The organism is Flavonifractor sp. An112, assembly GCF_002161085.1.
Classification (GTDB): Bacteria; Bacillota; Clostridia; order Oscillospirales; family Oscillospiraceae; genus Flavonifractor; species Flavonifractor avicola.
Genome location: NZ_NFLU01000011.1, coordinates 106,560 through 133,032 on the forward strand (window position 1 = coordinate 106,560; position 26,473 = coordinate 133,032).

The following is a 26,473-nucleotide window of genomic DNA, read 5'->3' on the forward strand; positions in this document are numbered from 1 at the left end:
GGTATCCCTCCTGCTTAAAGATGCCGGAAGTCCGGCGCTGGGGCCGCGTTTCACAGGACGGCCACAGAAACATCTTCCAGTGTATTATAACCTATTTGTTTCAAATATGCGATACTTTTTTTGTTCACACGCTCCCCCGGCGCGATGACGGGAACCCCTGGGGGATAAGGGGCCACCTGGCAGACGGCCACCTGTCCCTCCGCCTGTTCCAGCGGGAGGCTTTTGCGGGGGACAAAGAGGGCCTGCCGGGGGGTGAGTGCCATTTCCGGCGGGACGGTTGGGGCGGGATAGCCGGGACAGGGCCCCAGCGCCACCTGCCTCAGGGCCTCCTCCAGCCTTGCAAAGTCCGACCGGCCGTCGGCACAGGTGGGGATAAGCACCACATGGCCCCCGTCGGCCATTTCGGGCCATACATTCTGCGCCTCCAGTGCCTCCTGGGCGGCGTAGCCGTCGGGGGCGCACAGGACCAGCCGGGTGGGGTCCAGAGGGGCGTCCTGTTCCGTGAGGGCGGGGAAGCGTTCCCGCAGCCGGGCCACCTCCTCCGCCGTCCGGCTGTAGGCCTCTCCCCCTCCCTCCAGCATATGGGCCCGGCACAGGTCCAGTGCGGCCATCATGGGATAGGAGGGACTGGAGGAGCCGTAAATGCTGGCCGCCCGCCGCAGGTCGGCGTGGGAAAAGGCGCCGTTTGAGAAGAGCAGGGCGCTCTGCCCCGGCGCCGGGAGGGTCTTGTGGGCGGAGGCTACCAGCAGGTCGGCCTCGGACAGCCCGTAGTCCCCCAAAAAGGGCAGATGGGCTCCGTGGGCCCCATCCACCACCAGCACGCCCCCATGGCGGTGCATGACCTCCGCCAGAGCAGGCAGGTCGGACAACACGCCGTAATAAGTAGGAGAGGTGATGCACAGGGCCTTGATCTCCGGGTGAGCGGTCAGCTGTTCCTCCACCCGTTCCGGGGAAATAGGTCCGGTTACCCCCGCCCGGGCCAGCCAGGGCCGGTCCAGATACACCGGCTTTAAGTCCAGCAGGGCCAGGGCGTTGTAGGCCGAGCGGTGGCTCCCTCGGTCCAGCAGCACCGTGTCCCCCGGCTGGCAGGCCAGGGTGAGGGCGGCCAGCACCCCCTGGGTGGAGCCGCCGGTGAGAAAGAGACAGCTTTCCATGCGGAAGGCCTCCGCCCATAGCGCCTCGGCCTCCCCGATGGCCCCGCCCCCCTCAAACAGGTTGCCGGTGGGGGGCAGCTCGGTGAAGTCGATGGCGGCCAGGTTGTCCAGCCCCGGCAGAGGCTTGCCCTTGTGGCCGGGCATATGGAGCCGCAGAGGATTTTGGGCCGCGAAAGAAGTCAGAGCGTCATACAGCGGCGTGTTTTCCACAGAATTTCCCTCCTTTGTGGAGAAAAGTAAGGTATGGCTTATCTGCCGGGCCCCCCTCATCAGTCTCGCTGCGCTCGACAGCTTCCCCCCAGTGGGGGGAAGCTCCATACAAATCTTCCCCTCTCAGGGGGGTCGGACTGTCCGGTGGACAGTCCGATCAAAAGAACCCTTCCTTAACCCGTGGTGGCCCGCAGGGCCGGATGAGGGGGTGTGCGTCAGGGATACCCTGCCTTACAGAGCTCCCTCGATCCAGGCGGAACCGGCCACGGTGTCTCCCAGATAGAACACCGCCAGCTGGCCTGGGGTAGGGGCCCGAGCGGGGGCCTTCATCTCAATGCGTACCCCGTTTTCGTGGGGATAGAGGATGCCCTCCGCCTGGGTGCGGGAGTGGCGCAGGCGGACGGTGACCTCCAGGGGCCCGTCCAGCACCTCCACCCCGATCCAGTTGGGGGCAGAGCCAAACACGGTGGACTTGCCCAGGTCGGAGCCGTCGGACAGCACCACCTCGCGGGTAGCGGGCCGCAGGGCAGTGACGAAGTACCGGTGGGGGCCGGAGACACCCAGCCCTCTCCCCTGGCCCAGGGTGTAGTGGTGGACCCCCTTGTGGCGGCCCAGCACCTTGCCCTCTTTGTCCACAAAATTGCCCGACCGTGTGGAAAATCCACGGCGGTCCAGCCAGGCGGCGTAGTCCCCGTCGGGGATGAAGCAGATCTCCATGGAATCCGGCTTGTCTGCCACGGGAATGCCAAAGCTGCGGGCCAGCTGCCTAACCTCCGTCTTTTCGTAATTTCCCAGGGGAAAAATCACTCTCTGTAATTGTTCTCTGGTCAATCGGGCCAGCATATAGGACTGGTCGTTGGCGGGTTTGCCTTTTTTCAGCACCCCGTTTTCCACATTGGCGTAGTGTCCGGTGGAAACATAGCGGGCCCCGATTTTGTCGGCCAGCCGGAACAGGGCGGGAAATTTCACCGTGGGGTTGCACAGGGCGCAGGGCAGGGGCGTGCGGCCGCTCTGATAGGCGGCGGCAAAAGGAGTACACACCTGGTCCTCCAGCTCCGCCCGGATGTCGGCGATCTCAAAGGGGATGGACAGGCGCTGGGCCACGGCGGCGGCGTCAGCCGCCCCGGTGCCCCCCAGGCCGATGTCCAGATAGAGGCCGGTGACGGCAAAGCCCTGCTCCTTCAGCAGGGTGGCCGCCACAGCGGAGTCCACCCCGCCGGACAGGCCCAGTACCACAGAGTTTTGCATATGAAACACCACCAGATGAGAGATAGGAGATAGAAGATAGGAGATAGAAGATAGGAGATAGAAGATAGGGTAGTTGCCGCAGGCGAATGATTTTAATTTGTCCGGCTGCGCCGGACACCACAACTCCTATCTCCTATCTCATCACTCCTAACTATTTTTCCAGCATTACCATCAGCACGGCGATATCCGCCGGGCTGACGCCGGAAATGCGGGAGGCCTGGCCCAGGTTCAAGGGCCGGATCTGGTCCAGCTTCTGCCGGGCCTCCAGCCGCAGGCCCTCCATGGACAGGTAGTCCAGATCGGCGGGCAGGGGCCTGTCCTCCATCTTCCGCTGCTCGGACACCTGCCGCAGCTGCCGGTCGATGTACCCCTGATATTTTACCGAGATTTCCACCGCCTCAGTCACTTCTGTGGATAACTCGGGACGATTGGGGTCCACGGCAGCCAGACTGTCATAGGTATTCTCCGGCCGGCGCAGCAGGTCCACCAGGCGGCCCTCCGCCGTGCCGGTGTGGGTGAGGCGGCGTATCTCACGGTCCACGGCGGCGTATTTCTCCTCCACCGCCGCCATGCGTTCATCGCTGACCAGCCCGATGGCGTGGCCGATGGGGCACAGCCGCCGGTCGGCGTTGTCCTGTCGGTGGAGCAGCCGGTATTCGGTGCGGGAGGTCATCATGCGGTAGGGCTCGTTGGTGCCCTTGGTCACCAGATCATCGATGAGTACCCCGATGTACCCCTGGTCCCGCCGCAGGATGAGCGGGTCACGTCCCAGCAGCTTCAGCGCGGCGTTCACACCTGCCACAAAGCCCTGAACGGCGGCCTCCTCATAGCCGGAGGAGCCGTTAAACTGGCCCGCGCCATAGAGACCCTTCACCTTCTTGTGCTCCAGGGTGGGCAGCAGCTCGGTGGGGTCCACGCAGTCGTATTCGATGGCGTAGGCGGGCCGGGTCATTTCGGCGTGCTCCAGGCCGGGAATGGTGTGGAGCATCTGGATCTGCACGTCCTCGGGCAGCGAGGAGGAGAAGCCCTGAAGGTACAATTCCTCCGTGTTCAGCCCCATGGGCTCCAGAAAGAGCTGGTGCCGCTCCTTGTCGGGGAAGCGGACGATTTTGGTCTCAATGGAGGGGCAGTACCGGGGGCCCACCCCCTCGATGGTACCGTCGTACAGGGGGGAGCGGTCCAGATTGGCCCGGATGATATCATGGGTCTGCTGGTTGGTGTAGGTCAGCCAGCAGATGGCCCGGTTTTCCGGGGGTGTTTTGGTCTCAAAGGAAAAGGGCACCACCTGCTGGTCCCCCGGCTGGACCTCAAGCTGGGAGAAGTCCACGCTGCGGGCGTGGATGCGGGGGGGCGTGCCCGTCTTGAACCGGCGGAGGGTGACCCCCAGCCCTTTCAGACTGTCGGTCAGGGGCAGGGCGGCGGCCAGGCCGTCGGGGCCGGAATCTCTCGTCACCTCGCCGATGATGGTGCGGCCACCCAGGAAGGTGCCCGAGGCCACCACCACCGCCCGGACCTTATACGCAGCGCCGTACACCGTGCGCACGCCGGACACCTGGCCGTTTTCCGTCAGAATATCGGTGACCTCCGCCTGCTTGACCCACAGGTTGTCCTGATTTTCCAGGGTGTGCTTCATGACCTCCTGGTACCGGCGGCGGTCGGCCTGGGCCCGGAGGGACCACACCGCCGGGCCTTTGCCCCGGTTCAGGAGCCGGTACTGGATGCAGGCCTGGTCGGCGGCCCTGGCCATCTCCCCGCCCAGGGCGTCCAGCTCCCGGACCAGATGGCCCTTGCCGGTGCCGCCGATGGCCGGGTTGCAGGGCATATTGCCCACCGCGTCCAGATTGACGGTAAAGCACAGGGTACGCAGGCCCAGCCGGGCGGCGGCCAGCGAAGCTTCAATGCCCGCGTGGCCCGCTCCAATCACAGCAATATCAAAGGTTCCAGCGTCGTAAGTCGTCATATTAGGTCCAAGTCCTTTTATTTCAAAATAAAATCATGGGGACAGGCGTTACGCCCCATATACGATGGTCACCGCCTGGTGGCAGTTGGCCACCTCCACCACCCGGTGGTCCCCGCCGTACTCCCCGTCCAGGGTCCAGGCCAGATCCTGATCGCTGATGATGCGCAATTTGTTGGCCCGGAAGCAGGTCACCAACCCCTTGTCGTCGCTCTCCACATTGGTGAGGGCCTTCAAGATCCGCTGGAGCTGGAGCAGAGTCTTTGGCTGGCGCACCAGCATCACCTCAAACAGGCCGTCGTCCAGGGCGATGGGCCGGGCGGGATTGGCCTGGATACCGGCAATGGAGTGGGTGTTGGACACAAACCCCAGACAGTAGCTGCCCAGCTCCACCTTGCCGTCGTGCTCCACTGTCATGGAGTAGGGCTTGATGGACCCCAGCCGGGAGAGCACCCCCATCAGGTAGGCCATGTGGCCGAAAATGTGCTTGACCTGCTGGGGGGTGTTATAGGACAGGTCGGTAAAGGCCCCGAAGGCAGCCACATAGAGGAAATCCTGATCGTTGAACTTCCCCACATCCACCGGCCTGGGCTTCCCCGCCGCCGCCACCACCGCCAGCTCCTCCAGGGTGCGGGGCAGTTCCAGATTCTTGGCAAAGTCGTTGGTGGACCCGGCGGGTATGTAGCCCACCGTGGGCCGCGCCTCGGGAGGCAGTTCCATCAGACCGGTCACCACCTCGTGGAGGGTGCCGTCGCCGCCGGAACACACGATGCGGTCAAACTCCCCCGCCCGGTCCCGGGCCACCGCTGTGGCGTCCCCCGTCCCACGGGTAGGATGGACCGTCACGTCCCACTCTGCCGTCAGGGCGTCCAGAATGGGGGCCAGACGTCCCCGCAGGGTGCCCTTGCCTGCGTACAGATTGTAGATAAATAACAGCTTTTTCATCTTTCTCGCTCCAAAACGGGACGCCGGTGGGTCCCAACATAACATTGTTCCATATTATATACCGCCACAGTGGGAAAACACAACTCTTTTGCAGAGAAACCGCCTGCATTCCTTCAAAAACAGGAAAATTCCCGGCCCTACTTGCTTTTCTGCGCTAAAGTGTGTAAAATATGGATTCGATCTCAGCGCAAAGGAAGTGTACGCTATGGACCGCAAAGCCCTGTCCGCCGCCTTTCCGGTGACGGTGCCGGTGCTGATGGGCTATCTGGCCATCGGCATGGCCTTCGGCTTCATGCTCCAGGCCGTGGGCTATAACTTTATCTGGGCCTTTTTCATGTCCCTCACCATCTATGCCGGGTCGGGCCAGTACCTGGGGGTGACCCTGCTGGCTACCGCCGCCTCCCTGGGCACGGTGGCGCTTATGACCCTGCTCATCAATTTCCGCCACCTGGTATATGGCCTGTCCATGCTGGAGAAGTTTCGAGGTATGGGCTGGCGGAAATTCTATATGATCTTCTCCCTCACCGACGAGACCTACGCCCTGCTCTCCTCCGCTCAGGCCCCGGTGGGGGTAAACCCCAGGAACTTCTATTTTGCCATCGCCCTGCTGGACCACAGCTACTGGATCATCGGCTCGGTGATCGGCGCGGTGGCGGGGGCCCTCATCCCGGTGGATACCAAGGGCATCGACTTTGCCATGACCGCCCTCTTTGTGGTCATCGCCGTGGACCAGTGGAAGGCCTACCGCAGGCACCTGCCCGCCCTGCTTGGGTTTGGGGTTACCATCGTATTTCTCATTATTCTGGGCCAGATCTTCGGCCAGCAGCAGATGCTCATTGTCTCCCTGGGCGTCATCGTGCTGCTGCTGCTCATCCTGCGGGACAAGCTGGAGGAAAAGGAGGAAACACCATGCTGACCACTGCCGGGGCCATTGCCGCCATCGCGGTTATGGCCGTCGTCACCTTTCTCACCCGGGCCCTCCCCTTCCTGCTCTTTGACCGGGGGAGCGCGCCTCCTAAGATCATCCTCTACCTGGGCCGGGTGCTGCCCCCTGCCGTCATTGCCATGCTCATCATCTACTGCCTGAAGGACATCTCCTTTGCCCAGGCGGGAGGCTGGGTCCCCCAGCTCATCTCGGTGGCGGTGGTGGTGGTGCTCCACCTGTGGAAGCACAACAACCTGCTGAGTATCTTCGGCGGCACCATCCTGTACATGGTTCTGGTCCAGGCCGTCTTTGTGTAAAGCTGTCCCTCCACGGGGCCGTTTTTCCACCGGCGGAAGGGCCGGGGTTAACTCCGGCTCATTTTCCAACCTGCCAGACTCCGATCGCCCCAATCCATTGGGGCACAGCGGGTTAAAAGAAAAACAGAAAGAAGGGGCGCCGCGCAGCGGCGCCCCTTCTATTTACCTAAGAAAAGAGTTTTGCACATTATCCACAGGGTTTTCCACAATGATCAGTTCAGCAGGGCCTGGTACTCCTCGGCCTTGCCCACCCGGCCCACGGCGGACAGGGAGGAATTGGACAGATCCATCAGCTCCTCCGCCAAAGAGCGCACATCCTCCCGGGTGACGGCGTCGTAGGCGGCGATGATCTCATCCTCGTCCAGTACCCGGCCCACCAGCATCTCGCCCCGGCCCAGGCTGCTCATATGGGCCTGGGTGGATTCCAGCCCCATCAGCACATTGGCCTTGGACTGCTCTCTGGCCCGGTCCAGCTCCTCCTGAGTGACGCCGTGTTCGTTGAAATCCCGGATGACGGCCAGAATGGTGTCCAGAGCCTGGCGCTCGGTCTCCTTGCCCAGGGCGGTGTAGATGCCGAAGTAGCCCGCGTCGTCGTGGCAGGTGCCGTAGGAATAGACGGAGTAGCACAGCCCCTTCTGCTCCCGCACCTGCTGGAACAGCCGGGAGGACATCCCGCCGCCCAGAATGGAGGACAGCAGCTGGAGGGTGAACCGCCGGGGGTCGGAGAAGGACAGCCCTGGGAAGGCCAGAGTCAGGTGGTTCTGTTCAATGGCCTTCTTCTTAACCACAATGCCGCTGCGGTAGGCGGCGGGCTTGCTGATGATGGGCTTGCGGGGCTCCAGCACCGAGAACCGGGCGGCCAGATCATCCACGTCGGCCTGGGTGAACCGGCCCGACAGGGCCACCACAATGGACTCCGGGCCGTAGTGGCTGTCTTTGTACCGGCGCAGCCAGGCCCCGTCCATCTGTTCCAGGGTGGCTTTTTTGCCCAAAATGGGCCGGGCCAGAGGGGAACCCTGAAAGACCACCCCGGCCAGCCGTTCGGCGCACAGGTCCTCGGGGTTGTCCTCGTACATTCCGATTTCCTCTAAAATGACCCCACGCTCGGTCTCCACGTCGCCGTCGTCAAATTTGGAGTGGAAGAACATATCGCACAGGATGTCGGTGGCCATAGGCAGATGGGTGTCCAGCACCCGGGCGTGGAAGCAGGTGCACTCCTTGGTGGTAAAGGCGTTGACCTGCCCGCCGATGGCGTCCATCTCCTCCGCCAGCTGGGCGGCGGTGCGGGTGGCCGTGCCCTTGAAGAGCATATGCTCGATGAAGTGGGCGGCGCCCCCCTCCCCCGGCTTTTCGTGGCGGGAGCCGGTGCCTACCCAGATGCCCAGGCAGGCCGAGCGCACACCGGGCACCTGCTCGGTGAGAATACGCACCCCGTTGGGGAGCGTCCGTTTTTCATACTTCAAACAAAAGGACCTCACATTCATTTGTGTGGGGATCAACCCCGGAGGGCGATCAGGAGCAGTACCACCCCGGTGATCGCCAGGACAAGGGCCAGGTATCCGATGACTTTCATTTTCATGCCGTGCCGCTCCTCTCCTCAGATTGCCCTGCACGACATTATATCATACCTGAAATGGCTTGTCAGCCGAAAAACAAAGGGCCCAGGGGGCAAAATAGAAAATTCTGTGAAAATCGCCCGCTTTACGATGGGGCTGGAAACGAGTATACTGAGTTTAGTAATCACAGCCCCAGAGGCGGAAAGGAAGTTGGATTATGAATCAGGAAGCGCTGAAGGTACTGGAAGAGCGGCGCAGCTGCCGGGCCTACAAGCCGGAGCAGATCACTGAGGAGGAGCTGCAGGCGGTGCTCAAGGCGGGCACCTACGCCCCCACCGGCATGGGCAGACAGTCCCCCATCATTGTTGCTGTGCAGGACAAGGAGATCATCGCCGCTTTGAGCAAGCAGAACGCCGCCATTATGGGCAACTCGGACATGGACCCCTTCTACGGCGCCCCCACCGTGCTCATCGTGCTGGCCGACAAGCAGTTCCCCACCTGGTTCTATGACGGCTGCTGCGTCATGGATAACCTGCTCAACGCCGCCGAGGCCGTGGGGCTGGGCTCCTGCTGGATTCACCGGGCCAAGGAGGAGTTTGAGTCCGCCGAGGGCAAGGCTCTGCTGGCCAAGTGGGGCATTCAGGGCGACTACGAGGGTATCGGCCACTGCATCCTGGGCTACCGGGCCGGCGAGAAGCCCGCCGCCCCCGCCCGCAAGGAGAATTACATCTATTATGTGCGGTAACAGCCGTAAATAAGCAAAAAGCGCGCCTTTCGGCGCGCTTTTTGTGTTAATGAGGGCTAATTCGGCTTTACGTCAGTCCAGCTTCAGATCTCCCTCTTTGATCCAGCCGATCCTGCGGAAGAACAGGCCGAACAGCCAGGTGAGGACGGCGGGGAGCACAAAGCAGATCAGGATCATTCCCGTCCAGTCGAAGGCGGTGATGGCGGCCTTGGCCCCGGTGGCCACGTCGTTGACCCAGCCGGTGTACACCCCGATGGGGCCCACCATGCCGCAGGTGCCCATGCCGGAGGCCACGGCGGAGACCGGGTCGTTCATCTGGAATCCAAAGACACAGGTGGCCAGAGGCCCGGTAATGGCGGAGGTGAGAATGGCAGGCAGCCAGATTTTCGGATTTTTCACGATGTTGCCCATTTGGAGCATGGAGGTGCCCAGGCCCTGACTCACCAGGCCGCCCCAGCGGTTCTCCCGGAAGGAGAGCACGGCGAAGCCCACCATGTTGGCGCAGCAGCCCGCCACCGCGGCCCCGCCCGCCAGGCCGGTGAGGCCGATGGCAGCGCAGATGGCCGCCGACGAGATGGGCAGGGTGAGGGCGATGCCGATGACCACCGATACCAGAATACCCATCCAGAAGGGCTGAAGGACGGTGGCCCACCGGACAAACTCACCCAGGGAGGAGGCCGCCGTGCCGATGGCGGGGGCCCACAGGGCGGACAGTCCCACGCCGGAGAGAATGGTCACCAGAGGGGTAACCAGCAGATCAATCTTGGTCTCTTTGCTTACCACCTTGCCCAGCTCAGCGGCGATGATAGCGATAAAGAGCACCGCCAGAGGTCCGCCGGCTCCCTTACCGCCGTCCAGGGTGGTGGAACCCAGGGCGTTGGCGGCATAGCCCACCGTGGCCAGGGAGAAGAGCACCAGGGGGGGCGACTGGAGGGCGTAGCCAATGGCCACCGCCATGGCCGCGCCGCTCATGGCCGAGCAGTAACCGCCCACCTCCACCAGGAAGGCCAGCCCCAGCTGTTTGCCCAGGGTGTCCAGGATGGTGCCGATGAGCAGGGAGCAGAACAGACCCTGAGCCATGGCTCCCAGGGCGTCCACGCCGTACCGCTTGGCGGAAATTACAATGTTTTTCTTTTTGAGAAATGCCGAAATCTGTCCCATAACCAGTTCCTCTGTCAAAAAGTCATTACAGGTGTCATGACACCTTAATGCACTATTATACCGGCGGAGGAGATTTTGTCAAGGAAAAGATGCCCCCTTTGGGGGAATGTGGTACAATGAAGAAAACACGCCAGAGAAAAAGGGAGAACGCATATGACATTATCTGATCGTCTCGGTTCCCGGGCGGCCATCACCGCCGGGGTGATTACTACCTTCCGCACCCTGTCCCGCCATCCCCACCCCTCTCACCACGAGGAGGCAGTGGGTCAGGACTACATGGAGTTTCTCCGGGGCCTGGGCCTCTCCCCCGTCCGGGATGAGGCGGGCAACGTGATGGCGGACTGCCCCGCCACCCCCGGCCGGGAGGACGAGCCTCTGCTCATCCTCCAGGGCCACATGGACATGGTGTGCGCCGTGGCTCCCGGCAGCGGGTTTGATCCCCTTACCCATCCGGTGACCATTCTGGAACAGGACGGATATCTGTGTACCGACCGCCGCTCCTCCCTGGGGGCGGACAACAACCTGGGCAACGCCGCCGCCCTGTGGGTGGTACAGCAGGGGGTGAGCCACGGACCTCTGCGCTTCCTCTTCACCGTAGGCGAAGAGATGGGCCTGGAGGGAGCCAAGGTGGTGGACCCGGCTTGGCTGGCGGGGGCGGCTTGGCTGCTCAACACCGACGGCTTCCATCTGGGCAGAGCCATTGTGGGCTCCGCCGGAGGGCGGCGGGAGTGCTGGACCCGGACCCTGGATACCTGCCCCGCCCCGGTTGGCGAGGCCTGGCGCATCTCCATGACCGGCGGCACCGGCGGCCACTCCGGCGATGACATCCACCTGGGCCGCATCAACCCTATCAAGGTGCTGGCCGCTTATCTGAAGGACCGGCCCGCCCTGGCGGTGGCCGATTTCACCGGCGGCTCCGCTTTCAACGCCATCCCCGCCGGGGCAGAGGCTGTGGTGGTGGGTCAGAAGCCCGATCTGGGAGCGCTGGAGGAGGCCCTTCTCCCCTTTCGGACCACCGATCCCAACCTGAAACTGGACCTGTCCCCCGCCTCCCGGCCCGAGACGGTGTGGACGGTAGATTTCCGCCGGGAAGTGCTGGACCTGCTCACCGCCCTGCGCCACGGCGTGTTTGCCATGGACCCCCAGTTCCCCGGCGTGGTGGGGGCCTCGGTCAATCTGGGCGTGGCCCGGCGGGAGGAAAATACCTTCGCCGTCCGCCTCTTCCTCCGGGCTGCCCGGGAGGAGAACGAGGGCGCCATGGCGGCGGACAACCGCCGGTTGGCGGAAGAGGCTGGCTTCTCCCTCACCGTCACCGGCTATCCCGGCTGGCCGGGAGATAAAAACAACCCCCTGGCCCAGGTGCTGGACCGGGTGTACCGGGGCCAGACCGGGCGGGGGCTGGAAATCAATATGGTCCATGTGGGGCTGGAGCCCTCGGTGTTCCGGGCGAAAGCGCCGGGACTGGTGATGGCCTCCACGGGACCGGATATCATGGACGCCCACTCGGTGGACGAGCGGGCGCCGCTGGCGGGGCTGGCGGATTACGCCCTGCTGCTGGCGGGGCTGCTGGAGGAGCCCCTCAGCTGAGCAGCTCCTTGTACAGGGCGGGGGCGTCGGCCTTGCCCACGTGCTCGGCCACCGACAGCACCTCCACCTTCACGGTGCGCTCGCCGAAGCGCAGCTCCAGCACGTCGCCTACCTTCACGTCGTAGCTGGCCTTCACCGGCCGGCCGTTGGCGGTGACCCGCTGGTTGTCGCAGGCCTCGTTGGCCACCGTCCGGCGCTTGATGAGCCGGGAGACCTTGAGCCATTTATCCAGGCGCATATTGAGTCCTCCTTGTTATATAAAAACGTAATATTACAAAAGTGCCAGTCCTTCCGGACTGGCACTTTTTATCAGGTCAGATTACTGAGCCACGACGTCCTTCAGGGCCTTGCCGGGCTTAAATACGGGCACCTTGGAGGCGGGGATCTTGATGCTCTCCTTGGTCTTGGGGTTGCGGCCGGTGCGCTCGGCACGGCACTTCACCTCAAAGGCGCCAAAGCCCACCAGCTGGACCTTATCACCCTCGGCCAGGCACTGGGAAATGACCTCGATGGCGGCGTTGATGGCGTTCTCGGTATCCTTCTTGGACAGGCCGGCCTTCTCGGCGGCCGCATTGATCAGTTCAGCCTTGTTCATTTGGTGCGTTCCTCCTGTTTTGCTCTGTTGTACTTGATATTTACTTAAGGCGGTGCGCCTTTAAGTTTCTTTGGCGTGTTCCCATAGCTTGTCCAGTTCTTCCAGAGTCATGCCCTCCATGGACTGATTCTGGGCGGCGGCCTGTTCCTCCACCTTGGCAAACCGGCCGATGAACTTGTCGGTGGCCTTGCCTAGCGCCACCTCCGGGTCCACCTTCAAAAAACGGGAGACATTGACGGCGGAGAAGAGCAGGTCGCCCAGCTCCTCCTCCACGTTGGTGCCCTGGGCCACGGCGGTTTTCAGCTCCTCCAGCTCCTCGGACAGCTTGTCCAGAGCGCCGGAGATATCCGGCCAGTCGAAGCCCGCCTTTTTGGCCTTTTTCTGCACCTTCTCCGCCCGCCACAGGGCGGGCAGAGAACGGGCCACGGCGTCCAGGGCGTCGGTGTTGGTAGCCTGGCCCTTTTCCTTGCGCTTGAGCTCTTCCCAGTTGGTGAGCACCTCGCCGGTGCCCGACACGCTCACGTCCCCAAACACATGGGGGTGGCGGTAGATGAGCTTTTTGCACACGCCGTCGGCCACATCGTCCAGATTAAACCGGCCGGCCTCCTGCTCCATGCGGGCGTGGAAGAGCACCTGGAGCAGCACGTCCCCCAGCTCCTCCTTCAGGTGGTCGGGGTTCTGCTCGTCGATGGCCTCCACGGCCTCATAGGCCTCCTCCAGGAAGTTGCGGCGGATAGACTCATGAGTCTGTTCCGCGTCCCAGGGGCAGCCGCCGGGGGCGCGGAGAATGCGGACGATCTCCTCCAGGTCCCGAACGTCATAGAAATCTTTATACTGAAAATCTACCATATTTCAAAGCCTCCTGCAACCTCTTTTTCCAAAAAAGTCAGCGAATCCGCAAGAACCTGGCAATCTTATCTCCCCTGGGCATCATTTCCAGGTCCTCCTTGGACAGCACCTTCAGCACCACGATGAGGATGGCATATACCACCACGCCGGCCAGAATGCCGCCGCCGGTGGCGATGGCGTTCATCAGGAAGGAGCCGGAGAAGAACCGGGCCAGCAGGCCCTGGCAGCCCCAGGCGGCAGCCGCCATTAAGATCGAGGCGATGAGGGGCTTGACAAAGACGGGGATAAGCCGGGGGGGATTGGGCACCATGCGCTTGATGACGATGAGGTTGAGCACCGACACGATCACGAAGCAGGTCAAAGTGCCGATGGGGGCGCCGAAGATCATGAACTTGGGATTGCCCACCAGGGTGTAGCTGACGATGACTTTGGCCACGCCGCCGATCACCATGGTGATGATGGGCAGGTTGACAATGCCGTTGGCCTGGAGGATGGCGGAGGCCACCACCTGGATGCACACGAAGAGGGCGGCGATGCCCAGGATGGACAGCAGGGGTCCGGCAATGGTCTCGTCCACGTTGCCCACGGTGAGCAGCTGGATGATGGGGGTGCCCAGAGCAAACAGGCCGAAGCCGCAGGGCAGGGCGATGAGGGCGGAGATGCGCATGGCGGACTCGGTGGTGCGCTGGGCGCCCCGCCGGTCCCGCCGGGCGATGCAGGCGGACACGCCGGGCACGATGCAGGCGGTCAGGGGTACCATCAGGTTGAAGGGCAGGTTGTAGATGCTCATGGTCTTGCTGTACACGCCGTACAGCTCCCGGGCGGAGTCCAGAATGGGATTGAGCTGGGTGTCCGGGTTGGTGAGCACCTCGGCCTGGAAGGCGGCCAGGTTTTCCTGGAAGATCTCCACCGCCTTGGGGAAGATGTCCAACACGCTGTTGGAGATGCCGGTGAGGCCGTCCTGAATGGCGGTAAACACGGTCTGCAGCTGGCTCTGCACCAGGCCGGTGTCGATGAGGTTGACAATGGTCAGGGTGCAGGAGCTGAGGGTGATGGGGATGGCCAGCTTGAGCAGCCGGGACAGGATCTGTTTGGAGGTGTCGGGGGTGTCGTTGGAGGTAATCCGTTCCCGCCTGTTGGTGCGGATGTGGTTAAAGGCCAGGAAGGCCACCGACAGAATGGAGCCGATGGACACGCCCAGCAGGGCGCCGGAGGCGGACAGGCGGCTCTTCAGATCCTCGTCAGGGATGGCGGAGTTGAGGATGAGGAAGGCCAGAGCCAGGCCCAGGAACATCTTGGACAGGGCCTCAATGACCTGGGAGATGCCGGTGGGCACCATGTTCATGTGGCCCTGGGCGTAGCCCCGGAAGGCGGAGCAGATGCAGGTACACAGCACCGACGGGGACAGGGCCAGCACGGCAAAGACGGCCTTCTCATTCTGCAGCACATACTTGGCCACAATGGGAGAGAACACCGACATACACACGAAGCTGAACAGGCCCATGAACAGGAAGGCGAAGAAGGCCACCTGGAACACCTTGCTCTTCTGGTTCTGGCGGCCCAGGGTGTTGCACTCGCTCACCGTCTTGGACAGGGCCACAGGCAGGCCGGCGGTGGAGATGGTGAGGAAGAAGGTATAGATGTTGTAGGCAGCGTTAAAGTCGCCGTAGGCCTCGTCAGGCAGCAGGGCGGTCAGCGGGATCTTGTAGATGGCGCCGATGACCTTGACGATGATGGTGGTCATGGCCAAAAAGGCCGCCGCGCCGTAGAAGGTATTTTTTTTCTGCTGGTTTGACAACGGTAGTCCCCCTTAGTTGTTCTGGAACAGCAGGGGCAGGGCGTAGTCCGCCACTTCCCGTCGTACCCGCTCCAGGTCGATGGTCAAAAAGTCCCCATCCTTGTATATGACCTTGCCCCGGGCCATATTCATGCACACATCGGAGCCATGGGCGGCGTAGGCCAGGTTGGAGATGACGCTGTGGCAGGGGGTCAGGTTCAGGTGGGAGAAGTCCACCAGGATCAGGTCGGCCTCATACCCGGCCTGGATGACGCCGGTCTGGCGGCCCAGAGCCACGCCGCCGTCCCGGGTGGCCATCTTCAGGGCGTCCAGGGGCAGCAGGGCCAGGGGATCGCAGTTGGCCCCGTTGTGGAGGATGGCGGCAAACTTCAGGTCGCTGAAAAAGTCGGTGCAGTTGTTGGAGGACACGCCGTCGGTGCCCAGGCACACGTTGACCCCCGCCTTCTTCATGGCGGGCACCGGGGCGATGCCGCTGCCCAGCTTCAGGTTGGAGATGGGGTTGTGGATGGCGGAGATCCCCTTCTCGGCCATAATGGCCCAGTCCTCCGGGGTGGTCCACACGCAGTGGGCGGCGATGGCCCGGCCGTCCCACACGCCGTAGTCATTGAGGACCTGGATGGGGGTCTTGCCGTGGCGGGACAGGCAGGCCTCGTGCTCGGCGCGGGTCTCGGAGATGTGGACGTGCATTCCCAGGTCGTGCTCCCGGGCGTAGTCTGCCATCCACTGCCACAGCTCCTTCCGGGAGGTGTACTCCCCGTGGATGGAGGCGTCGATGCGGATCTGGCCGTCGTTGTAGTTGTGCCACTTCTCGGTGAGCTCCCGCTGGGCCACGCAGTCGTGGTTGGTGTCGGGATCAAAGCCCTCCCCGAAGAGGACGCCGCCCACGCTCAGGTTGGCGCTGATGCCGGCGGAGGCCACCTCCTGAGCGATGACGTCGGTGTGCATATACATATCGGCGATGGCGGTGACGCCGGAGGCAATCATCTCCGCCAGACCCAGGTCGGTGCAGCAGCGCACGGCCCGGTCGTCCCAGCGGGCCTCCACCGGGAAGATGTAGTTGTTCAGCCAGTCCTGGAGGTTGTTGCCGTCGCCGTAGCCCCGCATGGCGGTCATAGGCACATGGGTGTGGGCGTTGACAAAGCCGGGCATCAGTACGTTGCCCTTGCCGTCGATCTCCTGATCAAAGGTCCCCTGGGGGCGGACGGTGCCCACGGAGACGATCCTGGTGCCCTCCACCGCCACATAGGCGCCGGGCAGGACGGTGCCCGCCTCGTCCATCAGCACGGCGGTGCAGTTGTGAATGAGAATGGACATAAACTGTTGATCTCCTTTGTTTGTGATACAGAAGAAAGCCCCGTCTTACCCGATCTGCTTCAGGCAGGCCAGTACCAGCCGGGAGAACTTGTCCTTGCAGGCCTCGGCGGCCTCCAGCACCTCCTCCTCGGAGAGGGGCTGATCCAGGATACCGGCGGCCATGTTGGAGAGCAGGGTGAAGCCCAGCACCTGCATCCCGCAGTGGCCGGCCACGATGACCTCGGGGGCGGTGGACATACCCACCGCGTCGGCCCCGGCGATGCGGGCGAAGCGCACCTCGGCGGGGGTCTCGTACTGGGGGCCGGGGAAGTACATATACACGCCTTCCTTCAGCGCAATGCCCAGCTCGGCGGCGGACTTCCGGGCCACATCCTGAAGGGCGGGGGTGTACAGGTGGGAGGCGTCGGGGAAGCGGACGCCGAACTGGGGCAGGTTCTCGCCCCGCAGGGGGGACTCCATGAAGATCTTGATCTGGTCGGTGATGAGCATCAGGTCGCCCGCCTTCCAGCTGGTGTTGACGCAGCCGGCGGCGTTGGTGACGATGAGGGTGTCGCAGCCCAGCAGCTTGAGCACCCGGACGGCGTAGGCCACCTCCTCATAGGAGTAGCCTTCATAGTGGTGCATCCGGCCCTGCATGACGGCCACGCTCTGGCCCTCCAGGGTGCCGAACACCAGACGGCCCTTGTGGCCGGGAGCGGTGGAGGCCTTGAAGTGGGGGATCTCCCCGTAGGGCACGGCGATGGCGTTCTCCACAATATCCCCCATGTAGCCCAGGCCGGAGCCCAGGATCATGGCCACCTTGGGGGCAAAGGTGCCGATCTTGCTGCGGATGTAGTCGGCGCTCTCCTGATACTGCGCAAAGGTATAGTGCATAACAGATCCTCCTTAACAGCGGATGAAAGTAAAAGTTTTCGGTCCTATGAAAGGTTAATCTATGCAATTATACACCTTATAATAGGAAAAAGCAATGAGGATTGCTGTGTGGAATGAGGAACAAAAGTTCCAAAACTCCCCTCTTGACTGGTACATTTGTTCGAGTTATAATAGGGCCAAAGGGGGGAGTACGGTGGACCTGATGGATAAGCTGACCATTTTGGCGGATGCGGCCAAGTACGATGCGGCCTGCACCTCCAGCGGGGTGGACCGGCGGGGCGGCAAAGGCATGGGGAGCACCATGGCCGCCGGGTGCTGCCACTCCTTCTCTGCCGACGGCCGGTGTATCTCCCTTTTGAAGGTACTGTACACCAACCGCTGTATCTACGACTGCGCCTACTGCGTCAACCGCCGGTCCAACGACCTGCCCCGGGCGGCCTTCACCCCAAGGGAGCTGGCGGAGCTGACCACCGGATTCTACCGGCGCAACTATATTGAGGGGCTGTTTCTCTCCTCCGCGGTGTGGGTCAGCCCCGACCGCACCACCGAGGAGATGATATCTGCCCTCACCCTGCTGAGGCAGGAGTACGGCTTTCACGGTTATATTCATGCCAAGGCCATCCCCGGGGCCGACCCGCTCCTTACCCAGCGGCTGGGTCAGCTGGCCGACCGCTTGTCCGTCAACATCGAGCTGCCCAGCCAGGACAGCCTCCATAAATTGTGCCCCGACAAGGAGAAAAAGGCCATTCTGGCCCCCATGGCTCAGATCCGGGATGGCATCACCCAGGCCAAGGGGGAGCTGGTAAAGTATAAGCACGCCCCCCGCTTTGCCCCGGCGGGCCAGTCCACCCAGATGATCATTGGGGCCACGCCCGAGAGTGACAAGCACATTTTGACCCTGACCCAGGCCTTATATGACCAATACAAGCTGAAACGGGTGTTTTTCTCCGCCTATATGCCGGTGTCCGACAGTTCCCTCCTCCCCGCCCGGCAGGACTTCAAGCCGCCCCTGCTGCGGGAGCACCGGCTGTACCAGGCCGACTGGCTGCTGCGGTTCTACCACTTCCGGGCGGAGGAGCTGCTGGACGAGGCCCACCCCAACTTCGACACCCGGGTGGACCCCAAGTGCGCCTGGGCCCTGGGGCATATGGAGCAGTTCCCGGTGGAGGTGAACAGGGCCAATTACGAGACTCTGCTGCGGGTGCCCGGCATCGGGGTGGTGTCCGCCAAACGGATTTTAACCGCCCGGCGGGTGGGGCCCCTCACCTTCTCGGGCCTGAAAACCCTGGGGGTGGTGTTGAAACGGGCCCAGTATTTCATCACCTGCTCGGGGAAGATGCTGGAGGGGTTAAGAGTAAACCCCGACGGGGTGCTCCGCCATATGGTGGCTCTGGAGAAGCCCGCCCTGGCGGGCTACGAGCCGGAGCAGCTGTCATTGTTCTGAGGAGCGGGAAATACGGATTGCCGAGCCAGTGTGCCCACTGGCTGGCAATGACAGCAGTGTGAAAGGAGGTCCCCATGGACTGGACCAGGTTTTCCTATTCTTATGACGGCAGTTTTGCCGGGTTCCTTACCTGTGTGTTTATGGCCTACGCCAATAAGGAGGAGCCCGCCTGTTTCCTCACCTACGGGGACGGCCGGGTGACCTTGTGGCCCCAGCGGACGGTGGACACCGACGACCAGAAGGCCCGGCGGGTGTACCGCTCTCTGGACCGGAGCATGGGCCAGCAGGGCCGCCGCCTGGTGACTTACGGCTTTCTCACCTGCCTGGAGGAGCGGGAACTGGCTCTGTGGGATTTCCTCCGGCTGGGCTATGAGCGGGGGCCGTCGGTGGTGCGGGATCTCACCGACCCCCGGGTGGCTGTCCTGGGCAAGGCGGTCCAGCACCTGACCCACGAGGCCCACCTGCTCAAGGGCTTTACCCGCTTTTCCGACCAGGACGGGGCCCTGGTGGGAGAGATCGAGCCTAAAAACCGGGTGCTCCCCCTGCTGCGGCCCCACTTTGCCGCCCGCTACCCCGGGGAGACCCTGGTGCTCTACGACCGCACCCACCGGGAGGCCCTGTTCTGCCAGAAGGGGAAGTGGGCCATTGTGCCTCTGGACCGGTTTGATCTGGCCCCGCCCGGTACGGGTGAATTGGATTACCGGGCTCTGTGGCGGCGGTTTTACGACACCATCGCCATTGAGGGCCGCTATAACCCCCGCTGCCGCATGACCCAGATGCCCAAGCGGTACTGGGGTACCATGACAGAGTTTCAGCGGGAGGAGCCCCCTGCCCCTGGCGCCATGGCACAAAATTGACGGACGCGCTGCAAAATTGCGGCGCGTCCTCCCTTTTCCCGGGAAATCAGGCAGGAATGGATTCTTCCGGAGACGAATTTTCTTGACAGAAGGGGCGGACAGCCTTAAAATAGATTCGGTGCATTTTTTGAAGAGCAAGGGGTACGCTCTTCAAATTTTTGTGCGGGTCGGACAAATCCGTGCCCGCCGCCCACATGGGAATTGAACAAAACGATTGAAACAAAAATCAAAACAGATGGAGGTGTAAACCCGGCTCATGTTGCCTGTCATATTAGCAGCCGTCATCGCGTTCGTGGTCGCGGCTGTGGTGTTTTTTGTGCTCGGCATCCAGTACCGCCGCCGCGTGGCAGAGAAGGAGATCTCCAGCGCGGAGGAGGAGGCCAAGCGCATCATCAACGAGTCCATCAAGAGCGCCGAGAGCAAGAAGCGCGAGGCCCTGGTGGAGGCCAAGGAGGAGATCCTCCAGGCCCGCAACGAGTACGAACGAGAAGTAAAAGAGCGCCGGGCCGACCTGCAGAAGCAGGAGCGGCGCTTGCAGCAGAAGGAAGAGAACCTGGACCGCAAGACCGAGAACATGGAGAAGAAGGAGGACACCCTGCAGCGCAAGCTGGCCGAGCTGGAAGAGGCCCGGGAAGAGGTGGCCACCGTCAAGAAGACCCAGATGGAGGTGCTGGAGCGCATCTCCGGCTTCACCGCCGAGGAGGCCAAGGACTACCTGATCAACCAGCTGGCCGAGGAAGTGACCCACGAGTCGGCCATGAAGGTGCGGGAGATCGAGGCCCAGTTCAAGGAAGAGGCCGACCAGAAGGCCAAGGAGATCCTGTCCCTGGCCATCCAGCGCTGCGCCGCGGACCATGTGGCGGAAGCCACCGTCTCTGTGGTACCCCTGCCCAACGATGAGATGAAGGGCCGCATCATCGGCCGCGAGGGCCGCAACATCCGCACCCTGGAGACCCTGACCGGGGTGGACCTGAACATTGACGACACCCCCGAGGTGATCACCGTCTCCTGCTTCGATCCCGTCCGCCGGGAGATCGCCCGGCTGGCTCTGGAGAAGCTGATCCAGGACGGCCGCATCCACCCCACCCGCATCGAGGAGATGGTGGAGAAGGCCAAGCGGGAGGTGGACGCCACCATCAAGGCCGAGGGCGAGCGCGCCGTGTTCGAGACCAACGTCCACGGCCTGCACCCCGAGCTCATCAAGCTGCTGGGCCGGATGCGCTACCGCACCAGCTACGGCCAGAACGTGCTCAACCACTCCATCGAGGTGTCCCACCTGGCGGGCCTGCTGGCCGCCGAGATCGGCGCCGACATCACCGAGGCCAAGCGGGCCGGCCTGCTCCACGACCTGGGCAAGGCCATCGACCACGAGGTGGAGGGCTCCCACGTCCAGATCGGCGTGGAGCTGGCCCGGAAGTACCGGGAGAGCGAGAACGTGATCCACGCCATTGAGGCCCACCACAACGATGTGGAGCCCCAGACGGTGGTGGCCTGCCTGGTTCAGGCGGCCGACGCCATCTCCGCTGCCCGGCCCGGCGCCCGGCGTGAGAACCTGGAGAACTACATCAAGCGTCTGGAGAAGCTGGAGGAGGTCACCTCTTCCTTCCCCGGTGTGGAGAAGTCCTACGCCATCCAGGCGGGACGGGAGGTCCGCATCATGGTGGCGCCCGACAAGGTCAGCGAGGACCAGATGGTGCTGCTGGCCCGGGACATCGCCAAGAAGATCGAGGAAGAGCTGGAATACCCCGGCCAGATCAAGGTGAACATGATCCGGGAGACCAAAGTGGTGGATTACGCCAAGTAATCAGAGGGATGAAACCGGCGGGCTGCGTCAGCGGCCCGCCGGTTTAGACTGTCGAAAAAGACCCCTGGCCAAAGGTTTCGGAGGGAAGGATAGTGTGAAAGGGAACCGTCAGGGTTCCCTTTCGCGTGCAATCAAACAACTTTTGAGGACTTATGGAAGGCCTCAAAAGTTTAGCAGACAGTCAAAAAAGTGGCCGCAGCCACTTTTTTGACTGTCTGAACCGGCGGGCTGCATCAGCAGCCCGCCGGTTTTTGTTTAGATGCCTTTGTATTTTCGCCGGGTGGCGATGCCTCCCCGGATGTGGCGCTCGGCCTTGTTCTCCTCCAGCACCCCCTTTACCTGGAGGTACAGGGGCCGGTTGAAGGAGGGCAGGCGTTCACTGAGGTCCTTATGTACGGTGGATTTGCTGATGCCGAACTGCCGGGCGGCGGCCCGCACCGTGGCACGGTTCTCTATGATGTAAAGCGCCAGCCGGCAGGCGCGTTCCTCGATGTTCCCTTTCAAGCAGCAACACTCCTCCATTCATTCACTGGTGGAGTATATGAGGGGGGACCGACAGATATTTCTGCTCCGGCAGCAAAGGGACTTGTAATGTAGAGCGGCTTGGTAGATAATAGAGGAGCCTCAAAGCGAAAAACAGGCCCTCTTATGGAAGAAAAAGGACAAAAACGGGCATGATACAGGAGCGCACAGCTCCAGAGCCCTCCCTGCTGTTTGCCGCTGCGGGGGCCAGCGATCCTATTACGACAAAGAAAAGAGACACATCATGCAATTTAAGCAACTGACGCTGAATGAGATCCCTCTTGTTCAGCCTTATTTCCGGCAGATGAAATCCAGGACCTGCGACTTTACCGTGGGCGGAATGTTCATGTGGCGGAATTACTATAAAATGGAATATGCCATGGACGGGGAGATCTTTTATTCCCGTCTCCACGACCAGGACGGCCAGGTGTACTACAATCTCCCTCTGGGGGGCGATGTGGCCGGCGGCATCCAGGTGCTGAAGGGGCAGACCGAGGGCGGCCCGCTGCGGTTCTGCACCGTCCCGGAGTGCTATCTGGAGGAATTCCAGGCCATCTGTCCGGGGTGTGCCGTCAGCGAGCAGACCGATTTTGCCGACTATCTGTATCAGGCCTCCGATCTGGCCCAGCTGGGGGGGAAGCGGTACAGCGGCCAGCGCAACCAGATCAGCCAGTTTAAGCGGGGGGTGGAGGGGTGGTCCTTTGAGCCCCTGACCGCTGGAAACGTAGGGGCGGTGGAGGCCTTTTTCACCCAGACCTATCTGTCCGGCGCGGGCGCCGGGGCCACGGAGCGGGAGGAAAACGACCGGGTCCTGGAGGTGCTGCAAAATCTGGACCGGTACGGCATGGTGGGGGGCGTGCTCACCGCCGACGGGTCCATCGTGGGCTTCTCCCTGGGGGAGATTGTCAACGACACCCTGTTTACCCACATCGAAAAGGCCGACCGAAGCTGCAAGGGCGCCTATCAGATGCTGGTCAATCAGTTTGCCGCCGCTTACACGGGGGGAGACGTGACCTATATCAACCGGGAAGAGGATATGGGGGACCCCGGCCTGCGGCGGGCCAAGCAGGCCTACCACCCCATAGAACTGCTGAAAAAATATGTGGTTGAGGTAATGTGACATGACGACCGGGATGCTGCGAGACCGTCATATGGAGCAGGTGATGGAGCTGTTCTGTCAGTGCTTCCAGGACGATCATTTCTACAAGCGCTCCTTCCCCTCGGAAGCCACCCGTATGCAGGATATGAGGAAGGCCTACGGGCCCAGCCTGCTGTACTGCCTCCGGCACGGAGACTGCCGGGGGATCTGGGACGGGGACACCCTGACGGCCTTCCTGCTCTGCTTTGATTACCGTAAGGTGCGGGGGGAGGACTTTGCCTCCTTCCGGATGATCTTCGCCGGGGAGGATGGGGGCCAGGGCCTCCCCTACAGCGCTTCCCTCCACGACGTGGTGGAGGGGCTGCCCGGGGATGTGCTCTACCTGCTGTCGGTGGCGGTGCGCCCCGCCTGCCAGAACCGGGGCCTGGGGGCCTGCCTCATCGACCTGATCCTGAAGGACTATCCCCGGCACTACCTGGTCAGCGACGTGTCCAACCCGGACTCCCTGGGGATCTACCGGAAGCGGAACTTCTCCATCCGGGAGATCGACAAGGACTACAATCTCATCATCCATGCCCCCCAGGACCCCGCCCATACCTGCTCCATCGGCAGCACGGTCAAACTGCTGCTCCCCTCCCCCGGCCTGCTGGAGCGGTATCAGATCCCCTGCCGTGTGGTGAAGGAACAGACGGCGGTGGCCGGGTACGGCACAGTGGAGGACCACGGCGTGGCCTGCTTTGTGGACCGGGAGGGGGAGCTGGCCATGGGGGCCGTGGTGGAGCTGGACTACGACAGCTATTTGCAGTACCAGCGGCTCATTAACGTGGCCCAGTATGAGGAGCATATGGCGGGGGACCGGGTCTTTTATGTCCAGAAAACCCCCTATCCCGCCCCGCCCCTGATGAACCGTGTGCTGGAGGAGATGCTCCCTTCCCGCCAGGCGGAATGGGCGGTGATCCCCGATGTGTTTGTGTCGGTGCCCGTTCAGTACCGGTCCATGGACCTGCTGGAGGACTGCCCGGCTCAGCCCGACCGCAAAGCCGCCGCTCTGCTGAAGGACATGGATTTCCGCACCCACTACGAGGCGGGGGTCCCCTCCCAGCTGGAGGATGTGGACGATCTGGCCGGCTTCAAGCGCCGCATCAGGCGCTATTACCTGGGCAAGATTCCGGTCCAGATCACCAGAGAGGGAACGGTGGACTGCTACGACGAGGCAGGCGACCCCATCGGCGCTCCTGCCTTCGTGGATCTGTACATCTCCATTGACACCGACAGCAACTGTGGAGTGCTGACCTGGTACTCCCTCTCCTCCCCCTTCCTCATCAGCCACCTGATGGACAACATCATCCGCAACAATCTGATGGTGGTGGGAGCGGACGGCAGCCACACCAATTTCTTTGACTTTGTCAGCCTGAACTATGGGGTCATCAAGCGGGGCACCCCCAAGATCTTTGCGGTGATCCCCAAGGCCAAGAGCTGCCTGAAGTCCAGCCAGATCGCCTCCCTGCTGGCCGCCGAGACCATCTACCCCGACGGGGAGAATTTCGGTGAGATCGTGGACCGGGAGATCGTGGCCGCCATCAGCTCGGAAAAGGGCATGGGGCAGTATGACCGGGCCTTTGTGTGCGCCTACAGCAACGTGGTGCTCCAGTTCACTCCCGACTTTCAGGCCACCCTGCGGGACCGGCTGTGCGAGGAGTCCATCACCCTGTTTTACATCGAGCTCATTCTGCTGGAGGAGGCCGCCATCCAGATCGCCGACCGGGAGATCATCCGCCTCATTACCTCAAAGGCGGTGGACGAGCCGGTGGAGTTTCTCAAGCAGGTGGAGAATATCTACGACAATTTCTCCAAAACCATTGATTTCTGGGACATTCAGGTGAACTACCCCACCTCCCAGAAGTCCATCGATATGCTGCGCCAGGCCTTCAAGATCAAGGAGCAGCTGGCGTTTATGCAGCGCAATCAGGCCCAGATGCAGACGGTGTTTGACACCAAGTGCGACATCATCGACCGCAACGACTCCAAGCGGATGGACACCTCTCTGGCCATCATCTCCATTCTGGCCATCTTTTCCGCCTGGATCGACGGGTATGACTATATCGCCACCTGGAGCGATGTGTTTTCCGGCTCCGTGATCCATCTGCTCCAGCGGATCCTGTTTGTTGGGGTGGCCATCACCGCCGGGTATGCCATCTTCCATCTGTTTGGAAACAAGTTCAGACGTTTCCTCAGCAGGCGGAGGGACCGCAGGCGGAGGCGGGATCAGAAAAAATGACCTTATCAACCGCAGAGCAGGACGGGCCCTGAAAAGGCCCGTCCTGCTTTTGTTGTCTCGGGCCGGGGAATGATGGTACAATGGAGAAAAACTGAGACAAAATTTTCGCGGGAATAAAACCGGCGGAGCCTTTTCCAACACAAACAGACAGAAACGTTCCAAAGGGAGGAAGTCATATGCAGCTTTTGTCCGATTTGTCCAACACCGAGGCGGTAGCCCGGCTTCGGGCGGGGGATGAGGAGGTCTTTACCCGACTGTATCAGGCCTGTTACCGCATGGTCTATCTCCAGGCCATGAAGATCCTGGGGCAGGCCGATCAGGCCGAGCAGGTGGTGCAGGACGTATTCATCGCCGTGTTCCGCTCCATCGACAAGCTGAAGGACCCGGAGTCCCTGCGGTCCTGGATCGGTGGCATTGCGGTCCGGCTGGCCCTCCATCAGCGGAAGATGCAGACCGACTCCCGTGAGTTCGCTCTGGAGGAGGAGGCTATGTTTGACCTTCTGGATTCCGGCCCACCCGTGTCCTCGCCGGAGGATACCCTGTGCGAGCGGGACACGGGCCTGATTTTGGGGGAGCTGGTGGACCAGCTCCCCGACGAGCAGCGCACCGCCGTCATGCTCTACTACTACGACCAGTGCCCCATTAAGCACATTGCGTCCATTCTGGAATGTGCCGAGGGCACCGTCAAAAGCCGCCTGAACTACGCCCGCAAGGCGCTGGAGAAGCTGATCCTCCAGCGGGAGCAGCGGGACGGCGTGCGGCTCCATGCCCTCAATCCGGGACTGCTCTTCCTGGCCATGGTGCTCCAGGAGCAGAATCTGGCGGTGGACCCGCAGACCATGGAGCGGGGGCTGCTGGCTGTCAAGGGGGCTCTGGGCCTCACCGCGGCGGCAGCGGCAGGCTCCTCTGCTGCGGCGGCCACCACCGCGGCTTCCACCTCGGCGGCTTCCACCGCAACTGCTGCCGCCTCCGCTTCGGCGGCGGTTGGTGCCGGGGGCGGGGGTCTGACCCTGGGCAGCAAGGTGGCCATTCTGCTGGTGGCGGCGGCTGTGGCTACGGGAGGCGGCGTGTTTCTGGCCACCCGGCCCCCGCAGGAGCCTCAGCCCAGTGTCCCGGTGATGGCTGTGGTCTCCCCCACCCCATCGGCTATGCCCTCGGCCGCGCCCAGTCCTACGCCCTCGGCCACGCCGTCGGTTACTCCCAGTCCCGCCCCCACAGCCACCCCCAGCTCTACC

23 protein-coding genes are annotated in these 26,473 nt (G+C 62.5%); 10 read left to right on the top strand and 13 right to left on the bottom strand.

What is annotated here, in order from left to right; translation table 11 throughout:
* Positions 1–50: 50 nt before the first annotated feature.
* The 4 genes from B5E56_RS10990 to B5E56_RS11005 all read right to left on the bottom strand — a co-directional run bounded on the left by B5E56_RS10990 (position 51) and on the right by B5E56_RS11005 (position 5,514).
* Positions 51–1,364, bottom strand: a complete 1,314-nt coding sequence (locus tag B5E56_RS10990) for an aminotransferase class I/II-fold pyridoxal phosphate-dependent enzyme (RefSeq protein ID WP_242958914.1) — start codon at positions 1,362–1,364, stop codon at positions 51–53.
* Positions 1,365–1,595: 231 nt separating this feature from the next.
* Positions 1,596–2,612 (bottom strand): tRNA 2-thiouridine(34) synthase MnmA, encoded by a 1,017-nt coding sequence (gene mnmA / locus B5E56_RS10995; RefSeq protein ID WP_087390016.1) that lies wholly within the window; start codon positions 2,610–2,612, stop codon positions 1,596–1,598.
* Between the two features lie 151 nt (positions 2,613–2,763).
* Complete coding sequence (gene mnmG, locus B5E56_RS11000; protein ID WP_087390019.1) at positions 2,764–4,572, bottom strand: tRNA uridine-5-carboxymethylaminomethyl(34) synthesis enzyme MnmG; 1,809 nt, start codon at positions 4,570–4,572, stop codon at positions 2,764–2,766.
* Positions 4,573–4,620: 48 nt separating this feature from the next.
* Positions 4,621–5,514, bottom strand: a complete 894-nt coding sequence (locus tag B5E56_RS11005; RefSeq protein WP_087390023.1) for a diacylglycerol/lipid kinase family protein — start codon at positions 5,512–5,514, stop codon at positions 4,621–4,623.
* A 205-nt stretch (positions 5,515–5,719) separates the two neighbouring features.
* Between B5E56_RS11005 and B5E56_RS11010 the strand changes: the two genes are divergently transcribed.
* The gene (locus tag B5E56_RS11010) at positions 5,720–6,430 is read left to right on the top strand and encodes an AzlC family ABC transporter permease (RefSeq protein ID WP_087390026.1); all 711 of its coding nucleotides are present in this window, start codon (positions 5,720–5,722) and stop codon (positions 6,428–6,430) included.
* Entirely contained in the window at positions 6,424–6,756 is a 333-nt protein-coding gene (locus B5E56_RS11015) for a branched-chain amino acid transporter permease (RefSeq protein WP_087187229.1), read from the top strand. Before B5E56_RS11010 ends, B5E56_RS11015 begins: the two co-directional genes overlap by 7 nt.
* Before the next feature lie 212 nt (positions 6,757–6,968).
* Here the strand turns inward: B5E56_RS11015 and B5E56_RS11020 are convergent, their stop codons facing one another.
* Positions 6,969–8,219, bottom strand: a complete 1,251-nt coding sequence (locus tag B5E56_RS11020) for a M16 family metallopeptidase (RefSeq protein WP_242958916.1) — start codon at positions 8,217–8,219, stop codon at positions 6,969–6,971.
* Between the two features lie 310 nt (positions 8,220–8,529).
* Between B5E56_RS11020 and B5E56_RS11025 the strand changes: the two genes are divergently transcribed.
* Positions 8,530–9,057, top strand: a complete 528-nt coding sequence (locus tag B5E56_RS11025; RefSeq protein ID WP_087390033.1) for a nitroreductase — start codon at positions 8,530–8,532, stop codon at positions 9,055–9,057.
* A 72-nt stretch (positions 9,058–9,129) separates the two neighbouring features.
* On the opposite strand, the gene B5E56_RS11030 is transcribed toward B5E56_RS11025, so the two are convergent.
* Positions 9,130–10,218 (bottom strand): PTS transporter subunit IIC, encoded by a 1,089-nt coding sequence (locus B5E56_RS11030; RefSeq protein ID WP_087390036.1) that lies wholly within the window; start codon positions 10,216–10,218, stop codon positions 9,130–9,132.
* Between the two features lie 153 nt (positions 10,219–10,371).
* On the opposite strand from B5E56_RS11030, the gene B5E56_RS11035 reads away from it, so the two are divergent.
* Positions 10,372–11,805, top strand: a complete 1,434-nt coding sequence (locus B5E56_RS11035) for a M20/M25/M40 family metallo-hydrolase (RefSeq protein WP_087390039.1) — start codon at positions 10,372–10,374, stop codon at positions 11,803–11,805.
* Here the strand turns inward: B5E56_RS11035 and B5E56_RS11040 are convergent.
* The 6 genes from B5E56_RS11040 to B5E56_RS11065 all read right to left on the bottom strand — a co-directional run bounded on the left by B5E56_RS11040 (position 11,798) and on the right by B5E56_RS11065 (position 17,234).
* Positions 11,798–12,043 (bottom strand): RNA-binding S4 domain-containing protein, encoded by a 246-nt coding sequence (locus B5E56_RS11040; RefSeq protein ID WP_087267740.1) that lies wholly within the window; start codon positions 12,041–12,043, stop codon positions 11,798–11,800. The two genes, B5E56_RS11035 and B5E56_RS11040, sit on opposite strands and share 8 nt — an antisense overlap.
* Before the next feature lie 81 nt (positions 12,044–12,124).
* Positions 12,125–12,400 (bottom strand): HU family DNA-binding protein, encoded by a 276-nt coding sequence (locus tag B5E56_RS11045; RefSeq protein WP_087187223.1) that lies wholly within the window; start codon positions 12,398–12,400, stop codon positions 12,125–12,127.
* A gap of 60 nt (positions 12,401–12,460) precedes the next feature.
* Positions 12,461–13,249, bottom strand: coding sequence for a nucleoside triphosphate pyrophosphohydrolase (gene mazG / locus B5E56_RS11050; RefSeq protein ID WP_087390043.1), 789 nt, complete (start codon positions 13,247–13,249; stop codon positions 12,461–12,463).
* Between the two features lie 37 nt (positions 13,250–13,286).
* Positions 13,287–15,047 carry a putative polysaccharide biosynthesis protein gene (locus B5E56_RS11055; RefSeq protein ID WP_242958918.1) on the bottom strand — a complete coding sequence of 587 codons (1,761 nt, stop codon included), beginning with the start codon at positions 15,045–15,047 and terminating at the stop codon, positions 13,287–13,289.
* A gap of 12 nt (positions 15,048–15,059) precedes the next feature.
* Positions 15,060–16,361 (bottom strand): amidohydrolase family protein, encoded by a 1,302-nt coding sequence (locus B5E56_RS11060; RefSeq protein WP_087390045.1) that lies wholly within the window; start codon positions 16,359–16,361, stop codon positions 15,060–15,062.
* A 45-nt stretch (positions 16,362–16,406) separates the two neighbouring features.
* Positions 16,407–17,234: a purine-nucleoside phosphorylase gene (locus B5E56_RS11065; protein WP_087390048.1), complete on the bottom strand. Its 828-nt coding sequence runs from the start codon at positions 17,232–17,234 to the stop codon at positions 16,407–16,409.
* Between the two features lie 193 nt (positions 17,235–17,427).
* Here B5E56_RS11065 and B5E56_RS11070 point away from each other — a divergent pair, with 193 nt between their 5' ends.
* The 3 genes from B5E56_RS11070 (at position 17,428) to rny (ending at position 21,339) form a co-directional block, all read left to right on the top strand.
* Complete coding sequence (locus tag B5E56_RS11070; RefSeq protein ID WP_087390051.1) at positions 17,428–18,678, top strand: putative DNA modification/repair radical SAM protein; 1,251 nt, start codon at positions 17,428–17,430, stop codon at positions 18,676–18,678.
* Positions 18,679–18,752: 74 nt separating this feature from the next.
* On the top strand, positions 18,753–19,535 hold the full coding sequence (locus tag B5E56_RS11075) for a TIGR03915 family putative DNA repair protein (protein ID WP_087390053.1): 783 nt from the start codon (positions 18,753–18,755) through the stop codon (positions 19,533–19,535).
* 256 nt (positions 19,536–19,791) lie between these two features.
* Positions 19,792–21,339 (top strand): ribonuclease Y, encoded by a 1,548-nt coding sequence (rny, locus tag B5E56_RS11080; protein ID WP_087390056.1) that lies wholly within the window; start codon positions 19,792–19,794, stop codon positions 21,337–21,339.
* A 255-nt stretch (positions 21,340–21,594) separates the two neighbouring features.
* Here rny and spoIIID read toward each other — a convergent pair whose 3' ends face one another.
* Complete coding sequence (spoIIID, locus tag B5E56_RS11085) at positions 21,595–21,843, bottom strand: sporulation transcriptional regulator SpoIIID (protein WP_087267768.1); 249 nt, start codon at positions 21,841–21,843, stop codon at positions 21,595–21,597.
* 262 nt (positions 21,844–22,105) lie between these two features.
* Between spoIIID and B5E56_RS11090 the strand changes: the two genes are divergently transcribed.
* From B5E56_RS11090 to B5E56_RS11100, 3 genes are all read left to right on the top strand, one after another.
* On the top strand, positions 22,106–22,981 hold the full coding sequence (locus B5E56_RS11090) for a DUF2156 domain-containing protein (protein ID WP_087390059.1): 876 nt from the start codon (positions 22,106–22,108) through the stop codon (positions 22,979–22,981).
* A gap of 1 nt (position 22,982) precedes the next feature.
* Positions 22,983–25,238: a GNAT family N-acetyltransferase gene (locus B5E56_RS11095; protein WP_087390061.1), complete on the top strand. Its 2,256-nt coding sequence runs from the start codon at positions 22,983–22,985 to the stop codon at positions 25,236–25,238.
* Positions 25,239–25,414: 176 nt separating this feature from the next.
* On the top strand, positions 25,415–26,473 hold a 1,059-nt coding region (locus B5E56_RS11100), incomplete at its 3' end, for an RNA polymerase sigma factor (protein WP_087390067.1).